This is a genomic window from Halopenitus sp. H-Gu1, assembly GCF_041821145.1.
GTDB lineage: Archaea > Halobacteriota > Halobacteria > Halobacteriales > Haloferacaceae > Halopenitus.
The window spans coordinates 1-23,997 of record NZ_JBGUBC010000026.1; the positions used below are offsets into that span (position 1 = coordinate 1).

The window sequence follows — 23,997 nt, forward strand, 5'->3', positions numbered from 1 at the left end:
AGGCCGAGCAGGGCGGGGTAGTTCACAAACTGAGTCTCTCTCTGACGGATCTTGTAACGATCGGTCGGATCAGTCCCGGATCGATCCAGGTAACGCTTCTCCGCAGCGATTGAGGGCCATGTCGATGACGCTCTTTGGATACACGACGGACGATCGGAGTCGTCTGGCTGACCCCATCGGGATTCGACCAGAATGTTACAAAACTATCCTTGTGATTCACTTGCCGTCAGCCGGCCGTTGTCCTCGGATCGAGGCCACCGCCGACGTCGTTTTTGCCAGTAACAAAGGTCATCGATCGGCCGGTAGGGATTCGACTATCGTCGAACCCAGGGTCACGTTTCTGGATCGATTGTTTCGTCGTCTATCGGACCATCCATCCCAATAGTTTGGTTGGAAACGGCGATATATTCTCGAATGAGCACATCCGTCGAATTACGAGTTCCCCTGCAGATCTCGACCACTATCTCGGCCGTTGTAAATACGTTGCGCGTCGAACCAGTGTGCCGACGCGGCTGGAACCCACTGTGCCGGCGTGGCCGGTCGTGACGGTCTCGAACGGGGACGATACCCTTACTACTGGCGTCCAGGAGGGGATCGCTCCCTGCTCGCGGTGGTTCCGCGACGTTTTTCATCCGGCCGCCGCAATCGGAAGCCAATGGACGAGGACCTTCGCGAGCGCGTGGCCGCGGCCGCCGAGGAGGCCGCACTCTACAACGCGCTCAAACACGAAAGCGATCCCGACGTCGGTGCGATCATGGGGCCGCTCATGGGATCGAACCCCGACTTCCGGCCGCACGGCGACGAAATCCCCGGCGTCATCGCGCCGATCGTCGACCGAGTCGCCGAGATGGACACGGAGGAACGCCGCTCCCGGCTTGAGGATCTGGCTCCCGAGCGACTGGCCGAGTTGGAGACGGAAGACGAGGAGGATGAGCATGCTCTCCCCGATCTCCCGAACGCCGAGGAGGGCGATGTCGTGATGCGGGCGGCGCCCAATCCCAACGGTCCCTGGCACATCGGCCACGCGCGAATGCCTTCCGTGATCGGGACTTACGCCGAGCGATACGACGGCGAGTTCATCTGTCGATTCGACGACACCGATCCCGAGACGAAACGGCCCGATCTCGACGCCTACGACGCCATTCTCGACGACATCGACTACCTCGGATTCGAGCCCGACGTCGTCCTCAAGGCCTCCGATCGTCTGGAGATCTACTACGACTACGCCCGCGAACTGATCGATCTCGGCGGCGCCTATACCTGTTCGTGTCCCGCCGAGGCGTTTCGCGAGCGGAAGGCGAACGCCGAGGCCTGTCCCCACCGTGACAAGGACGCGGGAAGGATCCACCAGGAGTTCCAGGCGATGATCGATGGGGAATACGAACCGGAGGAGATGGTTCTGCGCGTGAAGACCGACATCGAGCACAAGAACCCGGCATTGCGCGATTGGGTCGCCTTCCGACTGGTCGGGGCCGCCCACCCTCGCGAGGAAGCAGCCGAATACGACTGTTGGCCGATGCTCGATTTCCAGTCGGGCATCGACGATCACCTCACTGGCGTCACCCACATCATCCGCGGTATCGACCTGCAGGACTCCGCAAAGCGCCAGCGATTCGTCTATGGCTACTTCGATTGGGAGTACCCCGAGGTGCTCCACTGGGGACACGTCCAACTCGACGAGTACGACGTGACGATCTCCACCTCGACGATCAAGGGACTCATCGAAGCGGGCGAGTTGACTGGTTGGGACGATCCGCGTGCGCCGACGATCCAGTCGCTTCGTCGCCGGGGCATCCGTGGGCAGGCTATCGTCGACGCGATGGTCGAGCTCGGGATGTCCACCTCGGACGTCGACCTCGCGATGTCAGCGGTGTACGCCAACAACCGTGATCTGGTCGGCGATAAGGCGAACCGCTACTTCCTCGTTCGCGACCGTCCCGATGCGCCGGCGGTCGAACTTGATATCCAGGGTGGTCCCGACGCCGGCCATCCGCCCTTGCATCCGGACCACGAGGACCGTGGTACCCGCACCATTCCCGCCGATACCGTGTTCCTCGAGGAACCGGATCTACCCGAGGACGGCGCTCGCGTCTGGTTGAAGGGATTCGGCTGTGTCCGATACGATGCGACCGACGTCACTCTCGAATACGTCGGCGACGACATCTCGGCCGTCCGGGAGGAGGACGTCCCGGTCGTCCACTGGGTTCCGGTCAACGAATCCCTTGAGACGATGATGCGGACGATCGACGGGGACGTCACGGGCTATGCTGAACCCGAGGTCGCGGATCTGGCGATCGACGACCTCATCCAGTTCGAGCGCGTTGGGTTCGTCCGGATCGACGACTTCGATCCGGACCCGGAACCGCAGGGATACGGCCCGACCGGCGAGGAGGATCTCGTCGTCTACTACGCACATCCGTAGCATCCGTGACACGCCGATCGAACGTCGCCGAGTTTTGTGACGTTTGAACGTCGCCGAGTTTTGTGACGCTTGCACGCCGCCGGCTTTCGTGACGTTTGCACGTCGTCGAGTTTCCAGAAGTGATCGGTCGGACTACTCGAAGTACCGCTCCGGAACCCACTTCCGAGCCGCTGGCGGGACGCGCGCCGCGATCATCGCCGCGAGATCGGGTAGTCGGCGGCGGACGACCACGTACACCGCCGAGATGCCAAGCAGAGTCGCCGCAATCGTGGCGATCTGGCCGTCGGCGACGAACAACACCGGGAGGGTCGCTGCCGTCGCGATGCCGAGATCCTCCGGCGACCCGTCATAACGGATCCACCGCCGTGGCGCGATCCATCGGTTGCGGACGTGGTCGTAGACGGCCCGATCCGAACGGCCTTCCCACGGACGAAGTTCCAATCCGCCGCCGAAGACGTCCATCAAACAGTGGGCTGCTGCCGCGGCGAGGAACACCGTAAGCGCGATGCTTGCCGGAGTGGGTGCCACGACCGCGGTGACCGCCATGATACCGGCCGCAACCGGATACCCCACCGGGAAGTGGAGTGTGCGCCGATGTCCCTTATAAAGATCCAGGTCCGGAATGGCGCCCCCCACGAGCCCCGCAAGAAGGACGATCCCCGCGAGTTCGGGAGACAAAGCGGCGATCGGAGCCGCGATCGTCATCCCGACGATCGCGTGGGTCGTCTGCATCATTACGTCCTTACAAACACGACAGAAGAGTATGAATCTATCGGGAGCGATCGCCGACCGATCCTTATAAGCGATGGCGTTGAAACACACGTATGGTCACGATCAAGGATAGCGTCCACGACCACATTCGGATCGAGGGCGTGGCCGCGGACCTGTTGGACACCCCCACAGTCCAGCGGCTGCGACGCGTCTCCCAGCTTGGAACCGTCCAACTCGTCTATCCCTCCGCGAACCACACCCGATTCGAACATTCCCTCGGAGTGTACCACCTCGCTAGCCGGGCCCTCGATCAGCTCGGGATCGACGGGTTCCAGGCCGATCGGATCGAGGCTGCCGCGATCCTTCACGACGTCGGCCATGCACCCTTTAGCCACAACGTCGAGTCGCTTCTGTATCGACAGACCGGGAAGTTCCACGACGACGTCGAGGAACTGCTCGTTGAGGGTGCCGTCGGCGACGTGCTCCGCGATCACGACCTCGATCCGAGCCATATCGCCGGGTTAGTCGCCGGCGAGGGGCGATACAGCGGGCTCGTTTCGGGCGAACTCGACGTCGATCGAATGGACTATCTCGTACGCGATGCCCACCACACTGGGGTCCCCTACGGGACGATCGATACCGGTCGGCTCGTCCGTGAGTTGACCTTCGTCGAGGATACTCTCGTGCTCGACGAGGGAAACGTCCAGACCGCAGAGAGCCTGCTTCTCGCGCGGGCCCTTATGAATCCCGTCGTCTATACCCACCACGTCGCCCGCATCTCGAAGGCAATGTTGCGTCGGGCAACCCAACGGCTTCTCGACGGCTCCGACGTCACCGCCGAGGAGATCAGACGAATGGACGATCACGATCTCGTGGCCGCGTTGCGGACCACCGAGGGAACGCGTGCGCTCGCACGCCGCATCGACGAACGTGACCTCTACAAACGAGCCGTCTGGGCGGAGTACGAGGACGTTCCGGAGGCCGTTCACGACGCCGACCACGAGCGCGTTCGCGAACTCCAACACGAGATCGCCGCGACGGCCGGCGTCGAGCGTGATTCGGACGTGATCCTCGACGTTCCCCCGGACCCGTCCATGCGTGAGTCGACTTCACGAGTCACCGTCAACGGCGAGATACGGCGGCTAGAAGAGCAGTCTCCGCTCGTCTCGGCACTTCGAACCGCCCAGCGGAATCAGTGGCGTCTCGGCGTTTACTGTCCGGAACCGCTAACCGATCGCGTTGGGCGGGCGACCGCGGACGTCCTCGGTCTGGAGGTGGACTCGCTCGTCAGCGACGTTCGTCACGGGATGACGGCCACGCTCGACGACTTCGAGTGACGCCCTGGTACGTTCGCTCCAGCGGTGCCCGAGCGGATCGGCGGCGATCCCGGGTCGTGACCTTCAAGCCACGCGAGATGGTCTCCTCGGGTATGCACGTCGAAGGGACCATCCTCCTCGGCAGGGAATTCACTCCGATAGAGGGGCGAGTCGTGATCGCCGACGGCGAGATCGTCGCCATCGAGGAGGTCGAGACGGAAAGCGACGACGTGATCCTCCCCGCGTTCGTCAACGCCCACACACATATCGGAGACTCCATCGCCAAGGAAGCGGGCGGCGGGCTCCCACTTGATGAACTCGTCGCGCCACCGGACGGCCTCAAACACCGTCTGCTTCGGTCGGCGAACCGTGAGGAGACGGTCGAAGCGATGTCTCGAACCCTCCGATTCATGGAGTCGACCGGGACGGGCGCGTTCGTCGAGTTTCGAGAGGGAGGGATCGACGGAGTGGCGGCGCTTCGCGACGCGCTGGCGGGCCGCGGAGGGGCAGAGGCAGTTGGACCTCGGGATATCGCGGCAACGATCCTCGGTCGTGGGGAGACTGCTGTCCTCGAGGCCGCCGACGGATACGGGGCCTCCGGTGCCAGAGACGCCGATTTCGACAACGCACGGAACGCGACCCGGGAGGCCGACAAACTGTTCGGAATTCACGCCGGCGAACGCGATGACCTCGACGTCAATCCGGCGATCGATCTCGATCCGGACTTTCTCGTTCACATGGTTCACGCGACCGATCTCCATCTCGATCGTCTCGAGGACCGAGGTACGCCGGTCGTGGTTTGCCCGCGATCGAATCTCGTCACGAACGTCGGCGTGCCACCGATTCGTGAACTCGCCGCACGGACGACCGTCGCGCTCGGGACGGACAACGTCATGTTGAACTCGCCGTCGATGTTCCGGGAGATGGAGTTTGCCGCCAAACTGGCGGACGTTCCCGCGGCCGATATCCTCCGGATGGCGACGGTCAACGGCGCGGAGATCGCGGGGCTCGACTGCGGGGTGATCGAGGAGGGAGCCGACGGCAGGCTCCTCGTACTCGACGGCGACTCGGATAACCTCGCGGGCGCCCAGGACATCGTGCGGGCGGTGGTTCGGCGTGCCGGACACGGCGATGTCGAACGCGTCGTGTCGTGAGCGGCTATCCCATCTCCGGTCCGTGTCGCACCCAGTATGTCTGTCGAATCCCCTGTGCGTCTCGTCTCGCACTCGATACGTCTCGCACTCAATACGTCTTGTCGAGCCTTAGTTCGTCTCGTCTAGACCTCTGCGTTCACGTTTCGTTCCGTCTCTTCTTCCGAGTCGGAGTCGGCCTCCTCGTCGGGGGCGGATTTGGCCTCGGAGTTGCCTGCCGAATCGGCGTCGATCCGGGGGGAGAGCTCCTCGACGAACCGTTTTATGACCTCCTCCTCGGCGCGATGTAGCGTCTCGCTTGCCGTCGATTTCGCGATCCCGACCGTCTCGGAGAGATCAGTCAAGGAGCATTTGCGGGGCGTATCGTAGTAGCCGCACTCGACGGCGGTCAACAGGAGTTCCCGCTGTTTCTCCGTGAGTATCTGGCTCGGCTGGAGCCGCTCCTGAATGTACTCGACACGGAAATCCATATTCAGATCCTGGAACTGCTGTCCCAGTTCCGAGAGGCGGTCGTGTGCGCCCGTCACGTCGATCGTCGCCTCCCCGTCACGTATCTCGATGGGCATTTCGATGGGGATCCCGGACCGTTTGGCGGCGACCAGAAGCATCGGAGCCGAGGTCTCGAACTGCACGGTCGCCTCGCTTTCGGTCCGTTGCATCACGGACAGATCCGACAGGACGGGATGATCGTTCATGTCCGAGAGCACGGCATCGAGATCCGGAGCCGAGATCCACACGAGCGCGAATCCCGGTCCGTCGCCGGGAAGCGCCGCGAGCACCTGAAACGTCGCATCCGGGTGTGCCCGCGAGACGTCCGAGATCCACGGTCCCTCGGGCATGTCGACGACGAGGCGAGCCTGTGTCATTCGAGATCCTCCATTCGAGCGAGTTTCGTGATCGGTTGATGCATTCGTGTCGTAAGTAGGTACGGGTCGATGGCGTCGCGTCGATCCGTCTCACTCGACGACGATCGCGCCCTTCATGCCGATCGCCTCGTGGGGCGTACAGGCATACTTGTAGGTTCCCGCGCTGAGAGTCCGTTCGAAGGTGTGGCCCGAATCGGCGGTCGTTTCCGACTCGAACTCGCCGCCGTCTGCGGAAACGTTGTGCTGGCCGCCCTCCCCGGTCCACTCCCAGACGATCGTCGTGTCGCTTGAGACGGCCATGGCCGGCGGCGCAAACGAGAGTCCGTCACCCGCACCGACCTCGATCGTGACGCTGTCGGCGTTGCGGCGGTCGAGGGTGCCCTCGTAGTTGTCCACGCTTTCGAACCAGCCGTCGTAGTTCGGCTCCTCGGAGAGGAACTCGTCGCCTCCGCTTCCGTTCCCGCCGTCTCCGTTTCCGCCACCGTTTCCTCCTTCACCGCTCCCGCCCGAACAGCCGGCAAGCATCGTCGCGCCGACAGTCGCGGTCGCGGTGAGGTACGTTCGACGATCGAGAGTCCGGTCCGGAAGCGTGTGTTTGCGTTCGGTCATACGACGGATGGACGTACCCCTCAGGTGGACATATGGGTCGCGTCCATTCTCGACCGCTGGAACTCCCTCCGAATATATTCGTTCGGAACGTCACCGGGGCCGTCACTCCTTCCAGTCGGGGCCGAATCGCGGCATGCTGTTCGCCGCCGGAGATCACGTCGGCCGTCTCGTGGACGAGGTGACGTTCCTCGCCGATCGCGAACGGTTGCACGGTTCTTATTACCGCGGCGCTCCCGTTTTCGGTATGGAACTCGATGCGATCGCGGAGCTGATCGAAGCAGAGATACCCAACGCCGTCGCCGAGGTGATGCGCCCCCGCGTCCACGACGACGAGGATGAGGACGACCACTACGCGGCGGTCGTGGTTTCGCCCGCTTTCGAGGGAGAGCCGCTCGTTTCCCAACACCAGCAGGTCTACGATGCTCTCGATGATCACATGACGACCGACATCCATGCGATGGAGATGCAGACCTACACGCCTGCCGAGTACGCGGAACGCGGCGACGGCTCGCTTGAGGGCCGGTTGCGCGCGGCCGGACTGTTGCCGACCGAGGAGTGATCGGCGGTCGAGATCCGTTCGATCGTCTTTCAGTAGGTTTTACGCGATCCACTCCCGAAGCCACGGGTATGGGAGACGATCACCGGATCGAATCGGACAGTCTCGGAGAGATGAAGGTCCCGGCCGACGCGTACTGGGGCGCACAGACCCAGCGTGCCGTCGAAAACTTCCCGATATCGGGAATCACCTTCAGCAGGAGATTCATTCGAGCGCTTGGGATCGTGAAGAAGTCCGCAGCGCGCGCGAACCGCGATCTCGGTCTGATAGACGACGACGTCGCGAAGGCGATCGTCGAGGCCGCAGACGAGGTCATCGCTGGCGATCACGACGACCAGTTCCCGGTTGACGTCTTTCAGACCGGTTCGGGGACCTCCTCGAACATGAACGCGAACGAGGTCATCGCCAACCGCGCTGCCGAGATCACCGGCGCCGAGATCGGCGACCGCGTGGTTCACCCGAACGACCACGTCAACTACGGCCAATCGAGCAACGACGTGATCCCGACAGCGATGCACGTCGCCGCTCTCGAGGCGATCGAAAAGGATCTGGTTCCCGCACTGGAGACGCTTCATGCCGCCCTCACGGAGGCCGAATCGGAGTTCGACGGCGTGGTGAAGACGGGACGAACCCACCTTCAGGACGCGACGCCGATCCGGCTCGGACAGGAGTTCAGCGGCTACCGCTCGCAGATCGAACGTGGAATCAAACGCGTTGGCGACGTTCAACTCCACCTTCGCGAGCTCGCGCTCGGCGGAACCGCGGTCGGAACGGGGCTTAACACCCACCCTGAATTCCCCGAGCTCGCCGCCGAATACATCTCCGAGGAGACGAACACGACCTTCCGCGAGGCCGACAACCACTTCGAGGCGCAGGCGGCCCACGATGCGATGTCGGAAGCCCACGGCGCGTTGCGCACCGTCGCTGGCTCGATGAACAAGATCGCAAACGACCTGCGGCTTCTCGCCTCGGGGCCGCGAAACGGTCTCGGCGAGATCGAACAGCCGGAGAACCAGCCCGGCTCCTCGATCATGCCTGGCAAGATCAATCCGGTCGTCGCCGAATCGGTCAACCAGGTCCACAAGCAGGTCATCGGGAACGACGCGACGATCTCCGCCGGCGCCGCCCGCGGCGAGATCGACTTGAACCTATATAAACCCGTGCTGGCTCACAGCTTCCTCGAGTCCGCCGCGCTGTTGGCCAACGTCGCGGAGGCGTTCGGCGAGAAGTTCGTCGCAAAACTGGAGGCCAACGAGGAGTACTGCGCCGAGCAGGTCGACCGATCGATGGCGCTTGCGACGGCACTTAACCCGGCGATCGGATACGACAAGGCTTCGAAGGTGGCCAAAACGGCCCTCGCGGAGGACAAGACCGTCCGCGAGGTCGCCATCGAGAAGGGGTATCTCACCGAGGCGGAGGCCGACGAGGTGCTCGATCCCGAACGCATGACCCACCGCGGGATCCTCGGCGAGGACTGATCGCCGTCGTCGTCGAACGGATTCACTTGCGGCTGGTTTGAGCGAGCCGGATCGGGGTGCTTCCGATGCATCCGGGCCGGCGGATCAGGGTGGGTCTCCGTTCGAACTGGCTCTTGAACATCGATCCCGATCGTTCCTCCGGCTTCCGGCCTCGATGCGTGTTTGTCTCGTTCTCGATGCGCATTTGTTCCGGCCTCGATATACCTGGGAAACCCACCCACGAGCGCGGCCGACGGCCGTACGTTTCGATCCTCCCCCTGGATCGTCAACGCTCCGCCCAAGCGAGAGCTCGCGAGCACGAAACCCGCATTAAACCGGTTTAAATCCGATTTAACCGTTCAAAAACCGGGTTCACGATCGGGGCTTTATATGGGTTCGTCGCTCCTTAAACCGAATGTAATGAACCAACTCAGTACGCTGGCGATCGCGTTCGTCCTGGTCGTCTCGACCGTCGGGGCCGCTCCGGCCGCGGCGGCGGCGATCGACGGACCGAGCGCGCCGACGACCGCCACACTAGGTGAGACGGTCGATCAGGTGACGACGGAAAACGAGACGGCGACGAACGAGACGGAGACAAACGAGACGGCGACGAACGAGACGGAGACAAACGAGACGGCGACGAACGAAACTAATGAGACTGACGCCGAGAACATTCCGCCCGGACACTTCCTCTCCGGCGCGATCGGCGTTCAGGAGGCCGAAATAGACGGCGAGATCGAAACGCGTGCACTCGGTCTCCGGATCGCCCGAGCCGAGACTGACCAGGAACGTGCGGCGGTCATCGCGGCTGCAGTTGAAAACGACACCGAACGCGTTGCAGAACTCCGCCAGCGGCACGAGGAGCTTCGACAGATGCGCGAGGAGGGCGAGATCTCGGAGGGCGAGTACCGTGCACGGAGCGCGAAGATCGCAACCCAGCTTCGGAACGTCGAACGCACGTCCAATCAGACCGCCGAAGCGGCTTCCGGGCTCCCCGTGGAGTTACTTGAGGAGCGCGGCGTGAACGCGACCGCGATCCAGGAACTGCAGAACAACGCGAGCGAGCTACGCGGCAATGCCTCGGCAGTCGCAGGCGACATCGGTGGGCCGCCGGAACACGCCGGCCGACCCGATGGCGTCCCGGGGCGTGACGACGAAACCGACGCGGACGATGGGATGGAGAATACCACGAGGGACGGGGCATCCGATCGTGGTGATGGACCTGACGACGCCGGCCAACCCGACGACGCCGGTCCCACTGACGATCGCTCAGGGGATTCCGACGGGGAAACCTCCGATGATGGCGAGCAAGCCGGGACTGGCGATTCGACCGCTTCCAACACGACCGATGACGACGCCGGCGATGGTGGCGGCAATTCCGACGCCGGTTCTGACGGTGCAAGCGATGGTTCCGACAGCGGCACTGCCGGTGGGACTCAATGAATCGGTATTGCTCCGACTCCCACCAGCGTTCTCACGCTCGCCGGTCGATGATCGACCGCCGGATTAAGACGTCGAAATGACCGTCCCAACACGACTGGTATCTGCGGGTGTGGCTTTTCTCGTGGTAACGAGCCTGGTGGCCGGTGCGGTCGGAACTGCTGCGGCCACGGATCACGACGAGGGATCCGCGTTGGTCGTGGACCTCGAGGAGGACGGTGACGCGACGATCACGCTGATCTCGAGGTACGATCTCACGGACGAGGACGAACGACGAGCCGTCCACGATCTCGCAAACGACACGGAGGCACGATCGGCGCTTCGTGACCGCTTCGAGTCCCGGATGGCGTCCGTCGCCGACGACACCGCCGAGGAGACCGGCCGCCAGATGAGCGTCTCCGAGGGATCCATCGATGTGAGCGCTCCCGCGGATTCGGACGTCGGGACGGTGGCGTTGTCGGTCCACTGGAGCGGGTTGGCCGCCATCGACGGGGAGTCACTCGTCCTCACGGAGCCGTTCGCGAGCGGATTTAGCCCCGATCGGACGTTCGTCGTGTCGGCGCCCGACGGCTACGCCGCGACGTCGGTGACGCCCGAAGCGGATGCCGTGGAGAACGGATCCCTCCGATGGGATGCCGGAACGACTCTTGAAGGGTTCGAGGTAACTTTCGAGCCGACGACGGAGACGACCGACGGATCCGGAACCTCGGAGTCGTCAGCCCCAGGATTCGGAATACTCGCCGGAATACTCGCACTCGTGGGCGTGCTCCTCGCAGCACGCACTCGAACGAGCGACTGATCGCTGGGGGAGGGCGACCGATCGTTCGGGGAGTGCGACCGATCGCTCGCTAAGACGACGAGATCGTTCGATCGATGCCCGACATTTCCGAGGTGAGGGGGGTTCGGTGTGTGTCCCGGTTCAGATCGACTCGACCGCTTCGAGTACCGCCTCGTATTCGGGTTCGTTCGTCGGATCCTCAGCCACCCACTCGTAGACGACCGTCCCGTCCGCATCGAGGACGAACACGGCTCGATTGGCGATTCCGTGCAGTCCGAGATCGGCGATGTCGATCTCCAGATCGTAGGCTGAGATGGCTTCCCGAGCCATGTCGCTTAGCAGGTCGAACTCGATGCCGTGTTCCTCCCGGAACGCCCCGAGCGAGAACGGTGAATCGGCGCTCACGCCGAGGATCGTTGCGCCGGCGTCCTCGAACTCATCGAGTCGATCCTGGAACGCGATCATCTCGTTCGTGCACGGCGGGGTGAACGCGCCCGGGAAGAACGCCAGTACGACGGGACCGCCCCCGAGGACGTCCTGGAGGTCGAACGATTCGTGATCACTCGTGCCGATCGTTGCAGTGAAATTCGGAGCGGCATCACCTTTCGAGATCATCAGCAATAATCACGGGCTGATGGTTCATAAACCCGATCGCGAACGGAACGACCGCCTCCAAGTCGGCCCATCGCTGCAGTTCACGCGTGTTGTTTTGGCTGGGTGAACGCCGGCTGATCGCCGCTCTCGAACTGTTTGACGATCCGCTCTTCGGCGCGATGGAGGATCTCACAGCACGTTGACTTGGCCATCTCCAGTTCGTCGGCGAGTTCACCCTGGGTACATCCTCGCGGTGAGTCGTAGTATCCGCGGTCGATCGCGGCTTCGACGACCTCGCTTTGTCGCTCCGTGAGGATCCGGTCGAACTGGACGCTCTCCCAGATGTGTTCGACCATGAATCCGATCTCCGATCGCTCGAGTTCGTCCGCAAGCGTCGACAGGCGGTTTCGGGTGGTCGTCAACTCCCATTCGACCTCGCCGCCGACGATCTCGAAGGGCATCTCGATGGGAACGCCGGTCCGATCGAGGATCCGCAACAAAAGCGGATCGTCGGCTTCCAACTGGATGAGTACGCGATCACTGCCTCGCTGAAAGACCTCGACCGTGTAGACGTCCTCGTACTCCTCCATCCGGTCGATGACCGTGCTCGGATCGGTTCCGTCGGTGAGCACTTCCACGAACCCGACACCGACGCCGTCACACGATTGTGCGGATCGGACCCGGAATCGGGTGTCAGGGAACCGCCGCGAGAGATCGCCGATCCAGGCTCGATTCGGGACGTCCAACGTGAGTGAAACGGACACCATCTTAGGTGCACCTAAACATGGAGGGGTCATGAACGCGTCGACGAACATGTTCGAACCACCCCTCTCGACGCTGACGTGGACCAGGGGTCGTCGATCAGTTATGGCTGCCAGATGGCGGTGACCACCCCTTCGTCGGTCTCGACCGTCTCGTAGTCGTATCCGCGATCCTCCAGTTTCGGATAGAGGTGTTGTGGGGCCCTGTCGTTCAGCTGGATCAATACCGTTCGGTCGGACAGCTCCGTCAGCCGTTCAAGCGTATTCTTGAGCGGCTGTGGCGGCGGTAGATCGCGGGCGTCAAGCGTCTCGGTAGGTCTCTCCGTCGGTGCCCCCGCCTCCGCGAGATGCGCGGTTGTGACCTCCATAATCGAAGTTCGGTTCCCTGAAGGGGTGTCGATTTCGCCGAATACGTTCGCCCGGAGGCGGACGACGACGTTCGCGCTCGATCTCGCGCTCGTGGGCGCGATCCTCGATGCGACCGTGATCACACGCCAGCGTCGCCGGAAACTCGACGTGCAGTTCGACTGGCTGGAGACCACCACTGCCTGATCGCGAGTCGCATCCGACCGGACATGTTCGTCCGGGAACCCTTCACATCGGCTACGAGAGTCTTCGACGAGAGCCATGTCCGAGACCACGCCACAACACGATCCGAATGCCGACGATGGCCACAACCACGACCACGACGCCGACCCGGTGACCGATCACGTCCACGACAACTCCTGGTCGGCCAACCTCGAGAAGCCCGAACACGCCGATTCACGCGCGCTCGTTATCGAACAGGCCATCGACGCGATCGAACATACCGCCCCTGGAAACCACGTCAACCTCGTCACGCACGGCGACCACGGACATCCGTCGAAGTACCTCTTCGACGATCTCGAGTCGGCCCTCGATGAACGCGAGGTTGAGTGGGAGTACATCGAGCAATGTGGGTGTGGCGGCCACGTCGTCCGCGTCCATATCTGAGTGGGTGAGTGACGACGGAGAAGTGCGGATGGCGGAGAGGGGAGACGGAGATGTGTGGGTGTCGGGGAAGAGGGACGACCGAGATGGGTGGCTGAGGGAGAAGATGGAGGACGATCCGTTCGTCCGATCCGCCGAAGTGGTGAGGCGGAAACGCGTCTCTCCGTCTCGGGGAGCTCGGCGTCCTTGACCCCGATCGGTGACCGGGATAGCGACACCTTCAACTTGATCGGAGTCCTTCGACCGACTACATCGGGGCCGAGGGCCCGGCCCCGAGTGACGAGTTACGTGGCGGTGGGATGGCAGAGTGGCCCATTGCGCCTGCCTTGAAAGCAGGTAGCCTCACGGCTTCCTGGGTTCGAATCCCAGTCCCACCGCGTTCGGATCTGACCGACTACAGGAGGCTTCACCTCGACACCCCTCGTGCATCTCATCGGTCGATGACGCTCAGTGTTTCGGGAGTATGCGTCACGTTATCGTGTGTTTCCTCAATCTTTAACAGCCCTGCGACCGATCTCTTGGACGGGTGAAACGCATGAGCAATCACGAACTCGATCCGCTTCCATACGATTACGACGCACTTGAACCGCACATCTCCGAGCAGGTGCTCACCTGGCATCACGATACCCACCACCAGGGGTACGTGAACGGACTTAACAGCGCCGAGGAGACGCTCGCCGAGAACCGCGAGAGCGGGGATCACGGCAGCACCGCCGGCGCACTCGGCAACGTGACCCACAACGGCAGCGGTCACTACCTCCACACGCTGTTTTGGAACAACATGTCGCCCAACGGGGGCGGCGAGCCCGACGGCGAACTCGCCGACCGAATCGCCGAGGACTTCGGCTCGTATGAGGCCTGGAAGGCCGAATTCGAGACCGCAGCAGGTGCCGCCGGCGGATGGGCCCTGCTCGTCTACGATCCGGTCGCCAAGCAACTGCGCAACCTCAAGGTCGACAAGCACGACCAAGGCGCGCTGTGGGGCGCACACCCGATCCTCGCGCTCGACGTCTGGGAACACTCCTACTACCACGACTACGGCCCGGCACGTGGCGAGTTCATCGACGAGTTCTTCGAAGTCATCGACTGGGACGACGTCGCCGACAACTACGACAACGTCGTTCCGCGCTTCGAATAATCCTCGCGAGGCGGGAACCGCCCGGCCGACTATCGAATCCCGAATTTTTTGCACCACACCGTTCCGCACCGAGAGACGTCGCTCGCCCCGGTCGACGTCCATCCGATCGATGTCCGTCCGATCGACGCCTCTCCCTCCGAGGTTTGACGCCTCCTCCTCCGAGGTTTGACGCCTCCTCCTCCGAGGTTTGACGCCTCCTCCTCCGAGGTTTGACGTCGTCCCTCCGAGATTTGGAGCCTCTTCGTCCGAGGATCGATTCCTCAGGCAATCGTCGATCGTACCGTTTAGGGCCCCTGCGAGCGGAGTTTCGGGTATGCCGAAACCAAAGGATGCCTTCGAGTCGACGTATCCCTGTGAGTTCTACACGCCCGAGGAGCTGCTCGAACCCGATCTGATGTACACCGTCCCGGAGATCGCCAGGCTCCTCCAGGGATTGGATCCCGATGCCACCATCGACGAGGGAACCGAAGCGGTGCTCGTCGACTGGGCGATCCCGTGGATCATGAAGAACGCGGCGGATCTGGTGATCGCGGAGCCGCTTGAGGAGGACGGACCGGGGTATTACGGACTCGCGGCCGACGGTGGCGATGGGACGTGACGTCGGGCGGCATTTCTCCCGTCGACGATCCCCGTCTGCTCGTCGCCGGCGGATCGCGCGTCGACGCCGGCAAGACGACCTTCTCGGTCGGGCTCCTCGCTCATCTCGCCTCGCGAGGTCACGAACCGGTCGGCGTGAAACCCCGCGCCGGAAACGATTATTGGTTCGATCACGACGACTATCGGATCGCGACCGCCGATGGACGCCTCTACGGGAAGGATGCTCGGCGGCTTGCAACCGCCAGCGTACGGCAACTGGATGAGAGAACCGACCCTGATAGCGATCGATCGGGGGGTCATATGCCCGCGATCACGCCCGAGTCACTCAATCCCGTCCACCGTCTCTGGCGGCCGACGCCCGGTCGAACCGGAATGCTCGGTGATCCGGACCGGACGTTTCTTTGCGATCGGATCGGTGGCGGAGCCGACCCGAGGAACTCACGCTTCGTCGTGAACGGTGCCGCCGAGGAGGCGGGGCTGCTTCCGGCGGATGTCTCGGATCGGTTGCCGCTTGCGGAGGCCACTCGCGTCCACGATCTCGAGGCGTTCAATCGGGTGATGCGTGAGGCGTACCTTCCGGTGTTCGACCGGTTCGTTGACCGAATCGGGTCACACTCCGATGCGGTCGTGATGGAGTCGTACGCTGATATCGCGATCCCCGTCGACGTCGGTGGTGACGAGGACGGTTCCAGTCCCACGATCGGGATCGACGCCGTTGCCGTTGTGGCGCCGGGCCACGTCCGGATCTACGACGGTGACCGATACGTTCGGGCCCGCGAGGTCGCGTCGGGAAGCGCGCGCGAGGGCACGCGCGAGGAGCACACGGAGGCCGTGACCGCCATGATCGAACCGGTATCGCGGGCGGAGCTTCCAGCGCTGTCGGGTGACGCACGCGGTGATCCCGATCGCGTCGCCGCGGCGTATGCGGACGCGTATGAGGTGCTGGTGGAGGCGATTTGAGGACGGACACGTGGCGCAAACGGGCGCGGGACGTGGGGGTCGGCGACACTGATAGGGGTCGGCTGTTCGTCCTCGGCTCCCTCACGGGATTCCTGAAGTAACGTGAATTGATATCACCACAGTACATACCCTCTCCCATGACGCTCAAGACGGTCGCAGTAACTGGTGGCAACGGCAAGATCGGATCGGCGATCCTCGAACACCTCTCAAACCATGGCTACGAGACGGCAAACATCGCACGCGGAAAGCGTCGCGAGGAGGTGTCCGATATGTACATCACGACCGACCTGCTCGACGCCGGTGAGACGTACGGCGCCATCGCGAAAACCGACGCTGATGCCGTGATCCACATGGGAACGATCCCGGATCCGTACAACCATCCCGACTATCGAGTCTACGAGAGCAACGTCATGTCGGCGGCACACATCCTCGAAGCGGCCGTCTCGCTCGGTCTTGAGTCCGTCTGTCTTCCATCCAGTATCAACGCGATCGGGAGCGAACACCAGGAGCGGGACGCTGACGTTCGGTACCTCCCTGTGGACGAGGACCACCCACGGACGCCGGACGACGCATACGGTATCGCCAAACACGCGATGGAAGTGACTGCTGACGGGATCGGGCGTCGCCCCTCGACGGATCTGACCATCGCCTCGCTTCGGTATCCCTGGGTGACGGACGAATCGGAGATGCGCGAATACTTCCTCGATGCCGACCGCTCGCTTGCCGCACTCGCGGATGCGCACCCGGCGACTGCCCGTGACGTTCTGTTCTCGTACCTCCACATCGACGACGCGGCGGCCATCGCACGGCAGGCGGTCGAAGCCGACTTCGACGGCCACGAACCGTTCTGGGCCGTTGCAGGAGACACGACGGCCGACGTCCCAACGGAAGAACTGGCCGCCGAATATTTCCCGGAGGCCGAAATTCGTGGTGAATTCGAGGGGTATGAGAGCCTCATCGACATCACAAAGGGGACGGAACTACTCGACTGGGAACCCCAGCGAAGCTGGCGGGATCTGGCGTAACCGAGGTGGGACAGAGCCGCTGTTTATGGATCGCCTGCGTTCTCGGACCGATCGGTCTTGTCGGTTCGAGTCGTCGACAGCCTCGAAACGAACTCGATCCGGCGTGGGCGCTTGTGGGGTCCCAACCGCTCGGCGACGTGTGATCGGAGCGACCTCGATAGCGTATCCTCGTCGCTCACGTCCGTCGCCGGGACGACGGTGGCGACGGCCCGTTGTCCCCGCTCCTCGTCGGATTCACCTTCGACGAGAACGGCCGCTACGTCGGGGTGATCCATCAAGGCGTTCTCGATTTCAAGCGGGCTGATCCGATAGCCGGACGAGAGAATGAGGTCGTCCTTCCGACCGAGGTGTTCGAGCACGTCGTTCGCTTTGAATCGCCCGAGATCGCCAGTCCGGAGCCGTTCGTTGTCGAGAACTGCATCCGTCGCCCGCTTGTCGTCCAGATAGCCGCGCATGACGACCGGATCAGGAAGCGTGACGGTGATCTCGCCGATTTCGCCGTCGGAAACTGGCTGCCCGTCGTCGCCAAGAAGGACGATCTCGTGGCCGGGATACGGTCGCCCAAGCGCGTCAGGGGACCCGGAATACACGCAGTCGGATTCGCCCACCAGAGCGTTGGCCTCCGTCTGTCCGTAGGATTCGTTGACCGTTACGTCGAGAGTCGATTCGGCCCACTCCGCGACCGACGGTGGGAGCGACTCTCCGCCGCACATCACCACCCGGAGGGACGTAACATCGCTCGCGCTCGGATCGGTATGACGGCGGATTTGTCGAAGCGCCGTCGGCGGAAGAAACGCGTGGGTGACCGCCTGCGTGCAGAGCCGTTCGAGGGCGTTCGCGGCATCGAACCCCGCCCGTCGGACCGACGAAACCACGGTGCCACCCACGGCGAGCGTCGGGAAGACGACGTCGAACAGTGCCCCCGCCCAGGCCCACTCCGAGGGCGTCCAGACGCGACTTTGACGGGTACGTTCGGGATCGAACAATTCGAACCAGCAGTGGTAGCCGGGCATCGATCCGAGAAGGTACTGATGGCTTTGAATCACTCCCTTCGGATCGCTCGTGGTTCCTGACGTGTAGAGGACCAGTGCCGGATCCTCGGGTGCGGTCCGTGCCATCGGCGGTTCTGCCGGTGCGCTCGTGTCGCTAACGAATCCCGCCAGCCCGCCGAGCGCGTCACGCCCCTCGTCGATTCGAACGGGGACTGTCAGATCGGGCGCCTCCAACGGATCACTGTCGGAACGATTCCACCGTTGCTCATCGACGAACAGCGCTCTCGTGTCACTATGTTCGAGCACGTGGGCAAATGATTCGTCACCGAGTAGCATCGACACCGGAACCACGACGCCGCCGAGACGGAGTACAGCCAGGTGTAAAACAACGAGTTCCGGACACTGTGGGAGACAGACCGCGACACGGTCGTCGGGCCCTATTCCGGCCTCTCGAAGGCGGGTCGCGACTGTAGCCGTTGCGTCGGCCAACGCCCCATAGGTGAGCGTCCGGATCGAATCGATCTCGTCACCGCTGACGCCGTCCGCCGCCGGACGCCCGGGTTCAGGAACGTGGCGGAGCGCGATCGCGTCGGGATCGCCACCGAGGGCAACGTCGGCGATGTTGTACGTCTCCGGTCTCTCCCATTCGAATCCGTCGCACAACTCATGGTAACTCGCGGGAGACGTGGGCAAATCGTAGCCGATCCATGCCCCGCTCATGTGTCGAGAACGGTTGCCAGCGTCTCGGTGAGATAGTACGTCGTCCAGATGAGTTCCGTATCGGTCGCGTACTCCCCGGGTCGGTTGAAACAACCGTGTAAGACTCGTCCATAGGCCGGATCGTTGGGGTCCGTGACGAGATACGACGACACCAGCGAGGAGAGAACTTCGTGTCCGAAATCCCGCAGATCCGCGACGCGGTCGTCCTCGGGGAGCAGCGCGACGAGCCCGTAGGCCGTGAGTGCGGCGGCGCTGGAATCTCGTGGTTCCGTTTCCGGATCCGGGACCTCGAAATCCCAGTGGGGGACGTGATCGTCCGGCGCGTTCGAGCGGTAGTAGGCCACGTTCGATTCAAGCGCACGGCGATAGCGCTCGGCTCCGGTCGCCGCGTAGGCGGCTGCGAGACCGGCGATGCTCCACCCCTGTCCGCGTGCCCAGCAGGTGTCGTCGCCGTGTGCCAGTTCGTTGTACTGGCGTTCGAGCGCGCCATCCTCGTCGAACACCGCGTGATGCCAGGTTCGGCCGTTGTCGCGGACGTACCAGTCCAGGTGACGGTCCGCGTGCGAGACCGCAACGTCACGGAATCGCGGGTCACCGATCTCATCGAAGGCGCGCCAGAGAATCGAAACGGCCGTGTAGAGATCGTCGACCGCGCCGATACGATCCCCCGGTGGTCCGTGATCGGAGTCGGGGCCGCGGAACTGTTCCGGGCCTTTGATCGCCAGTTTCCCCAGCGGGATCTGTCGTGCACCTTCGTGGAACGATTCGGTCATCGCATCGGCACCCTCCAAGCCGATACCGAAGAGCGTGCGGTCGCCGCTGTGATCGTATCCCCGAAAGCCGGCGTAGGTGAAGTTCATCCCACAGAACATCGAATCCCGCGGCATGTACGCCCGAATCGTCTCCGTATGCTTGCGGGCCGCCCGTTCGAAGCGGTCGCTCGCCCGATCGCTGTCGGCGTGCGATGCGGCGTGCCAGAGGAGGCCGACCCAATGCCCACCGCACCAATTTCCGTTCTCAGTGGTCTCCCAAGCGTCTGCCTCACGATCGTAGACGTAGGGAAATCGATCACCGGTCGCATCGAGCGTTCCCTCGACACGATCCAGCAGTGCTGTCAGCGCCGTCCGGTATTGATCGTTGTTACTGATGGACATCTCAGTTATCGCTGGCCGCCAGTCTTGAAACTACCCCTGAATCGCTCCGTGGCTCGTCGGTCACCGCCGTCTCAGAGTCCACCGACGATCCCCTCCTTGGCCAATCGTTCACGTTCGGCCGCATCATACCCGAGTTCGGTGAGCACTGCTTCGCTTTGCTCACCCGGCCGTGGCGGCGGCGATCGAACGTCGCCCGGCGTCTCGGACATCTCGACCGGGATACCGGCGGTCGTGAACGTCCCCTCCGTGGGATGATCGAGTTCGATAAGCATTTCGTTATGTTCGACCTGCGGATCCGCAGCGACGTCCTGGAAGTCATTGACCTCGGCGGCCCAGACGTCTTCGGCCAGCAGGGTCTCGAGAAGGTCCTCGGACGCCTGTTCGCGAGTGTATGCTTCGAGAATCCGCTTGATCTCGTCTCGGGATTCGTAGGTTTCTTCGGCCGTGGTGTAGGTGGCCAGTTCCGGGAGATCGAGCGTCTCGGCGAGGAGGGGCATCGGTGCCATCGCGATCGCGACGTGGCCATCGGCGGTCTCGTAGATGCCGTACGGAGCGCCGAGCCACGCCTGGGCGATCCCTTCCTCGCTGCGTTCGAACTCGACATCCATGTTGAGTGCAGCAGTGAGTTCTTGACACTGGAAATCGAGCGCGGCGTTGAGGAGGTTCACCTCAACTCGTTGGCCCTCACCGGTCCGTTCTTTGTGAAAGAGCGCGAACATTGTATGTAAAGCGATGAGCATCGCGGCGTGTTCGTCGACGACGGCGGTTCCCACCGGCGTCGGCGGATCGTCCTTCCGTCCCGTATACCGTGCCAATCCGCTCATCGACTGCAAGAGGAGATCCTGACCGGGCCGCTCTGCATACGGCCCGTCGCTTCCGAACCCCGTTGCCGAAACGTAGATGAGTTCCGGGTTGACTGTAGTGACGTCCTCGTAGCTCAGGCCGAACGTCTCCATGACTCCCGGGCGGAAGTTCTCGATCAAAACGTCCGCTTCACGCGCGATGTCGAGGGCGACCTCCCGACCGTCGTCGGATTTCAGATCGAGCGTGATACTCCGCTTGTTGCGGTTCATCGCGAGGAAGAAGGGACTGACATCGTCGAGCAGTCGGCCGCCGGCTTCGAGCGTTCGCTCCCATTCACCGCCCAACCGTTCGACCTTGATTACGTCGGCACCCATATCGCCGAGTTTCTGTGTCGCCCACGGCCCTTGCATCATCTGGGTAAAATCCGCGATCGTCACCCCGTCCAGTGCACGGTTCATGCGACTACCGTTCGATGGGAACCGATAAACGTCCTTCGCCGCGTTGCACGTCGATGACGGGGGATGTACCGACACACATCCGTTGTGTCATTTGCGACAGTGAATTTAATGTCTCCACTCGTAACAGTCACCCATGCCAACACTCCGATTCGTGGGGCGACCCTTCGAGGGATTCGAGCGGGCGTTGCAACGCCAGATGGATTCTTTCGCGGAGTCGGTCGACGTTGACGTTTCCTTCGAGCGAGACCATCGGCCGCTGCCCGAGATACACGACGAACTCATCGAGACGGGTGCCATCGCCGACGGGACGTACGACCTCTTCTTATGTTTGAGCGACTGGCTACCGATGCTCGCAAACGCGGGGTATCTCACACCGCTCGACGACCATCTGACGACCGACTCCCCGGAAGGGTGGCCAACGGGATGGGCGAAGAGCCTCCGTGGCCTCATGGAGTACGACGGGACGGCCTACGGCGTGCCGTATCACGATGGGCCGGAGATATTCCACTACCGCGAGGATCTCTTCGAGAACGTCGACGAACAGCGTGCTTTTCGTGACGCGTACGGCCGCCCGCTCACCGTCCCGCGAACCTGGGACGAGTTCCTGGAGGTGGCGGAGTTCTTTACGCGTCCCGAGGACGACCTCTGGGGAACCGTCGTCGCGGCGAAACCGGATGGCCATAACGACGTCTACGACTTCCTGATTCAGTTGTGGAGCCGGGGTGGGCAGTTGCTGGACGAGAATGGCGCTCCCGCATTCGACAGTCCGGAAGGTCGCGCGGCGCTTTCGTATTACCACGATCTCATCCACGAACACGAGGTCGTCCCACCGGAATCCATCGAGATGGAAAGCGTCGAAGCCGGTCAGTTCTATGCCGACGGCGGGGCGGCGATGATGTGGAACTGGTCGGGATTCGGTGCGATGGCCGAAGCCCCCGATTCGGCCGTCTTCGGTCGGACGAACTACGGGCTGATCCCGCGGGCGGATTCGCCCCAGGGCGAACACACGTCGCTTACGGTCTGTTACGGGCTCACGGTCCCACGCGGGAGCGAACATGCCGATCTCGCCTATGAGTTCATTCGCCATGCCGCCTCGCCGGCGAACGACAAGATTACCACCGTCGAGGGAGCCTCCGGAACTCGGTTCTCGACGTGGCGCGATCCCGATATCCTCCGGGAGAATACGTTCTACTCGATGCTCGAAGAGATCAACACGGGTCCGGTCAACACGCTCCCGCGGATTCCTGCCTACACCGAACTCAACGAGATACTGAACGAGATGGTCGAGCAAGCCGTCGTCGAGCGGTCGTCCTCCGTCGAGACAGCGCTTTCGGAGGCGAGCAAGCGGGCCGCAGAACGTCTGGATTGAACCCCAGCAAACACTGGCAGACGGGCGACTTCTCGGTCAGTCAGTCACCCTGGACAATACTTATCGTCTTGTCCGGACTGGGATCGCATATGAGCCGGACGATAAACGAAAGCGATGGTGAATCCGTCGACTTTGACGCGCTGCCCATGCGCACCGGTCTCGGGCAGTTCATGGATCCGACCGACGAGAAACTCCGATTTATCAAGCAGCTCGGCGTCGACGACGTCCTATTGAACATGTACCGCTACACGCCGGACTATCCGCATATGCCGGATAACGAGCGGATTCCGCTGGCGGGCGATGAGGAGTGGAGTTATGAGAACCTTCTCGAACTCCGCACGCGCGTCGAAGATGTGGGACTTCGACTCAACGCCATCGAGAATATCCCGATCTCGTTTTACGATAAAATCATGCTCGGGAAGGATGGCCGCGAGGAACAGATGGAACACGTCAAGACGACGATTCGAAACATCGGTCGGGCTGGGATTCCAATGTTCGGCTACCACTGGATGCCCGGTGGCGTCGGGCGGAACGTCGACGAGACGGTCCGCGGCGAGGCCGGTGCCTCGGGATTCGATCTGGATGCCCTCGACGACGAACTCACCCACGACCGGGAGTACACCGAAGCCGAACTATGGGAGAACTACGAGTATTTCCTCCGTGAGTTGCTTCCAGTAGCCGAACAAGCGGGCGTGAAGATGTGCCTCCATCCCAACGATCCACCGATCGAGTCGCTGGGTGGCATCCCGCAGCTGTTCCGGAACTTCGAGAACTTCAAGCGGGCGATGGAACTCGTCCCCAGTCCGAATCACGGCTTGGAGTTCTGTCTGGGCTGCTGGTCGGAGATGGGCGAGGACTTAGAAACCGTGATCCGCCACTTCGGCGAGCGCGGGAAGCTCTTTTACGTTCACTTTCGGGACGTCGAAGGGACGGTCCCACGATTCCACGAGACGTTCATCGATCAGGGCAACTACGATTCCTACGAGATCCTCTCGCTACTCGATGAGGTCGGCTTTTCGGGACTGATGATTCCCGATCACACTCCCCACGTCGAGGGAGATTCCGACTGGGAGCATCGCGGTCGCGCTCATGCAGTCGGCTATCTCAACGGGATGCTTACCGCGATCCGGCACGAACGCGGCGAGTGAGT

The 23,997-nt window shown here is 62.7% G+C and carries 24 protein-coding genes and 1 tRNA gene; 16 read left to right on the forward strand and 9 right to left on the reverse strand.

The features are described from left to right. Positions 1-655: 655 nt before the first annotated feature. Positions 656-2,422, forward strand: a complete 1,767-nt coding sequence (locus ACERIT_RS14170; RefSeq protein ID WP_373675515.1) for a glutamate--tRNA ligase — start codon at positions 656-658, stop codon at positions 2,420-2,422. 132 nt (positions 2,423-2,554) lie between these two features. Here ACERIT_RS14170 and ACERIT_RS14175 read toward each other — a convergent pair whose 3' ends face one another. Beyond that, positions 2,555-3,154, reverse strand: coding sequence for a metal-dependent hydrolase (locus ACERIT_RS14175; protein WP_373675516.1), 600 nt, complete (start codon positions 3,152-3,154; stop codon positions 2,555-2,557). A 92-nt stretch (positions 3,155-3,246) separates the two neighbouring features. Here ACERIT_RS14175 and ACERIT_RS14180 point away from each other — a divergent pair, with 92 nt between their 5' ends. Beyond that, positions 3,247-4,470 (forward strand): HD domain-containing protein, encoded by a 1,224-nt coding sequence (locus ACERIT_RS14180; protein ID WP_373675517.1) that lies wholly within the window; start codon positions 3,247-3,249, stop codon positions 4,468-4,470. Positions 4,471-4,562: 92 nt separating this feature from the next. Then, positions 4,563-5,603 carry an amidohydrolase family protein gene (locus ACERIT_RS14185; protein ID WP_373675518.1) on the forward strand — a complete coding sequence of 347 codons (1,041 nt, stop codon included), beginning with the start codon at positions 4,563-4,565 and terminating at the stop codon, positions 5,601-5,603. A gap of 122 nt (positions 5,604-5,725) precedes the next feature. On the opposite strand, the gene ACERIT_RS14190 is transcribed toward ACERIT_RS14185, so the two are convergent. Together ACERIT_RS14190 and ACERIT_RS14195 are read right to left on the reverse strand one after the other, a co-directional pair. Continuing rightward, a complete protein-coding gene (locus ACERIT_RS14190) occupies positions 5,726-6,466 on the reverse strand; it encodes a helix-turn-helix domain-containing protein (RefSeq protein WP_373675519.1) in 741 nt (246 codons plus the stop codon). A 90-nt stretch (positions 6,467-6,556) separates the two neighbouring features. Continuing rightward, complete coding sequence (locus ACERIT_RS14195) at positions 6,557-7,075, reverse strand: halocyanin domain-containing protein (protein ID WP_373675520.1); 519 nt, start codon at positions 7,073-7,075, stop codon at positions 6,557-6,559. Positions 7,076-7,319: 244 nt separating this feature from the next. Here ACERIT_RS14195 and ACERIT_RS14200 point away from each other — a divergent pair, with 244 nt between their 5' ends. From ACERIT_RS14200 to ACERIT_RS14215, 4 genes are all read left to right on the forward strand, one after another. After that, positions 7,320-7,634, forward strand: a complete 315-nt coding sequence (locus ACERIT_RS14200) for a BolA/IbaG family iron-sulfur metabolism protein (protein WP_373675550.1) — start codon at positions 7,320-7,322, stop codon at positions 7,632-7,634. 68 nt (positions 7,635-7,702) lie between these two features. After that, positions 7,703-9,109, forward strand: coding sequence for a class II fumarate hydratase (locus ACERIT_RS14205; RefSeq protein ID WP_373675521.1), 1,407 nt, complete (start codon positions 7,703-7,705; stop codon positions 9,107-9,109). Positions 9,110-9,508: 399 nt separating this feature from the next. Beyond that, complete coding sequence (locus ACERIT_RS14210; protein ID WP_373675522.1) at positions 9,509-10,531, forward strand: hypothetical protein; 1,023 nt, start codon at positions 9,509-9,511, stop codon at positions 10,529-10,531. Between the two features lie 121 nt (positions 10,532-10,652). After that, positions 10,653-11,327, forward strand: coding sequence for a PGF-CTERM sorting domain-containing protein (locus ACERIT_RS14215; protein ID WP_373675523.1), 675 nt, complete (start codon positions 10,653-10,655; stop codon positions 11,325-11,327). A gap of 120 nt (positions 11,328-11,447) precedes the next feature. On the opposite strand, the gene ACERIT_RS14220 is transcribed toward ACERIT_RS14215, so the two are convergent. From ACERIT_RS14220 to ACERIT_RS14230, 3 genes are all read right to left on the reverse strand, one after another. Continuing rightward, entirely contained in the window at positions 11,448-11,921 is a 474-nt protein-coding gene (locus tag ACERIT_RS14220; RefSeq protein WP_373675524.1) for a redoxin domain-containing protein, read from the reverse strand. 80 nt (positions 11,922-12,001) lie between these two features. Then, positions 12,002-12,667 carry a helix-turn-helix domain-containing protein gene (locus ACERIT_RS14225; RefSeq protein ID WP_373675525.1) on the reverse strand — a complete coding sequence of 222 codons (666 nt, stop codon included), beginning with the start codon at positions 12,665-12,667 and terminating at the stop codon, positions 12,002-12,004. A 98-nt stretch (positions 12,668-12,765) separates the two neighbouring features. After that, a complete protein-coding gene (locus ACERIT_RS14230) occupies positions 12,766-13,029 on the reverse strand; it encodes a DUF2249 domain-containing protein (RefSeq protein WP_373675526.1) in 264 nt (87 codons plus the stop codon). Between ACERIT_RS14230 and ACERIT_RS14235 the strand changes: the two genes are divergently transcribed. From ACERIT_RS14235 to ACERIT_RS14265, 7 genes are all read left to right on the forward strand, one after another. After that, complete coding sequence (locus ACERIT_RS14235) at positions 13,019-13,213, forward strand: hypothetical protein (protein WP_373675527.1); 195 nt, start codon at positions 13,019-13,021, stop codon at positions 13,211-13,213. The two genes, ACERIT_RS14230 and ACERIT_RS14235, sit on opposite strands and share 11 nt — an antisense overlap. 75 nt (positions 13,214-13,288) lie before the next feature. Then, positions 13,289-13,633, forward strand: a complete 345-nt coding sequence (locus ACERIT_RS14240; RefSeq protein ID WP_373675528.1) for a CGCGG family rSAM-modified RiPP protein — start codon at positions 13,289-13,291, stop codon at positions 13,631-13,633. A gap of 290 nt (positions 13,634-13,923) precedes the next feature. Further along, a tRNA-Ser gene (locus tag ACERIT_RS14245) sits at positions 13,924-14,007 on the forward strand. 158 nt (positions 14,008-14,165) lie between these two features. Continuing rightward, positions 14,166-14,768 (forward strand): superoxide dismutase, encoded by a 603-nt coding sequence (sod, locus tag ACERIT_RS14250; RefSeq protein ID WP_373675529.1) that lies wholly within the window; start codon positions 14,166-14,168, stop codon positions 14,766-14,768. Positions 14,769-15,081: 313 nt separating this feature from the next. Next, the gene (locus ACERIT_RS14255; protein WP_373675530.1) at positions 15,082-15,366 is read left to right on the forward strand and encodes a DUF5827 family protein; all 285 of its coding nucleotides are present in this window, start codon (positions 15,082-15,084) and stop codon (positions 15,364-15,366) included. Then, on the forward strand, positions 15,363-16,325 hold the full coding sequence (locus tag ACERIT_RS14260) for an ATPase (RefSeq protein WP_373675531.1): 963 nt from the start codon (positions 15,363-15,365) through the stop codon (positions 16,323-16,325). The genes ACERIT_RS14255 and ACERIT_RS14260 overlap by 4 nt, the downstream gene beginning before the upstream one ends. A 137-nt stretch (positions 16,326-16,462) precedes the next feature. Further along, positions 16,463-17,350 carry an NAD-dependent epimerase/dehydratase family protein gene (locus tag ACERIT_RS14265; protein WP_373675532.1) on the forward strand — a complete coding sequence of 296 codons (888 nt, stop codon included), beginning with the start codon at positions 16,463-16,465 and terminating at the stop codon, positions 17,348-17,350. Positions 17,351-17,373: 23 nt separating this feature from the next. Here ACERIT_RS14265 and ACERIT_RS14270 read toward each other — a convergent pair whose 3' ends face one another. From ACERIT_RS14270 to ACERIT_RS14280, 3 genes are all read right to left on the reverse strand, one after another. After that, a complete protein-coding gene (locus ACERIT_RS14270; protein ID WP_373675533.1) occupies positions 17,374-19,062 on the reverse strand; it encodes an acyl-CoA synthetase in 1,689 nt (562 codons plus the stop codon). Then, positions 19,059-20,216, reverse strand: coding sequence for a hypothetical protein (locus ACERIT_RS14275; RefSeq protein ID WP_373675534.1), 1,158 nt, complete (start codon positions 20,214-20,216; stop codon positions 19,059-19,061). The genes ACERIT_RS14270 and ACERIT_RS14275 overlap by 4 nt, the downstream gene beginning before the upstream one ends. Before the next feature lie 71 nt (positions 20,217-20,287). Then, a complete protein-coding gene (locus tag ACERIT_RS14280; protein ID WP_373675535.1) occupies positions 20,288-21,478 on the reverse strand; it encodes a CaiB/BaiF CoA transferase family protein in 1,191 nt (396 codons plus the stop codon). A gap of 133 nt (positions 21,479-21,611) precedes the next feature. Here ACERIT_RS14280 and ACERIT_RS14285 point away from each other — a divergent pair, with 133 nt between their 5' ends. Both ACERIT_RS14285 and ACERIT_RS14290 read left to right on the forward strand, forming a co-directional pair. Then, entirely contained in the window at positions 21,612-22,847 is a 1,236-nt protein-coding gene (locus ACERIT_RS14285) for a sugar ABC transporter substrate-binding protein (protein ID WP_373675536.1), read from the forward strand. An 89-nt stretch (positions 22,848-22,936) separates the two neighbouring features. Then, positions 22,937-23,995, forward strand: coding sequence for a mannonate dehydratase (locus tag ACERIT_RS14290; protein WP_373675537.1), 1,059 nt, complete (start codon positions 22,937-22,939; stop codon positions 23,993-23,995). Positions 23,996-23,997: the final 2 nt, after the last annotated feature.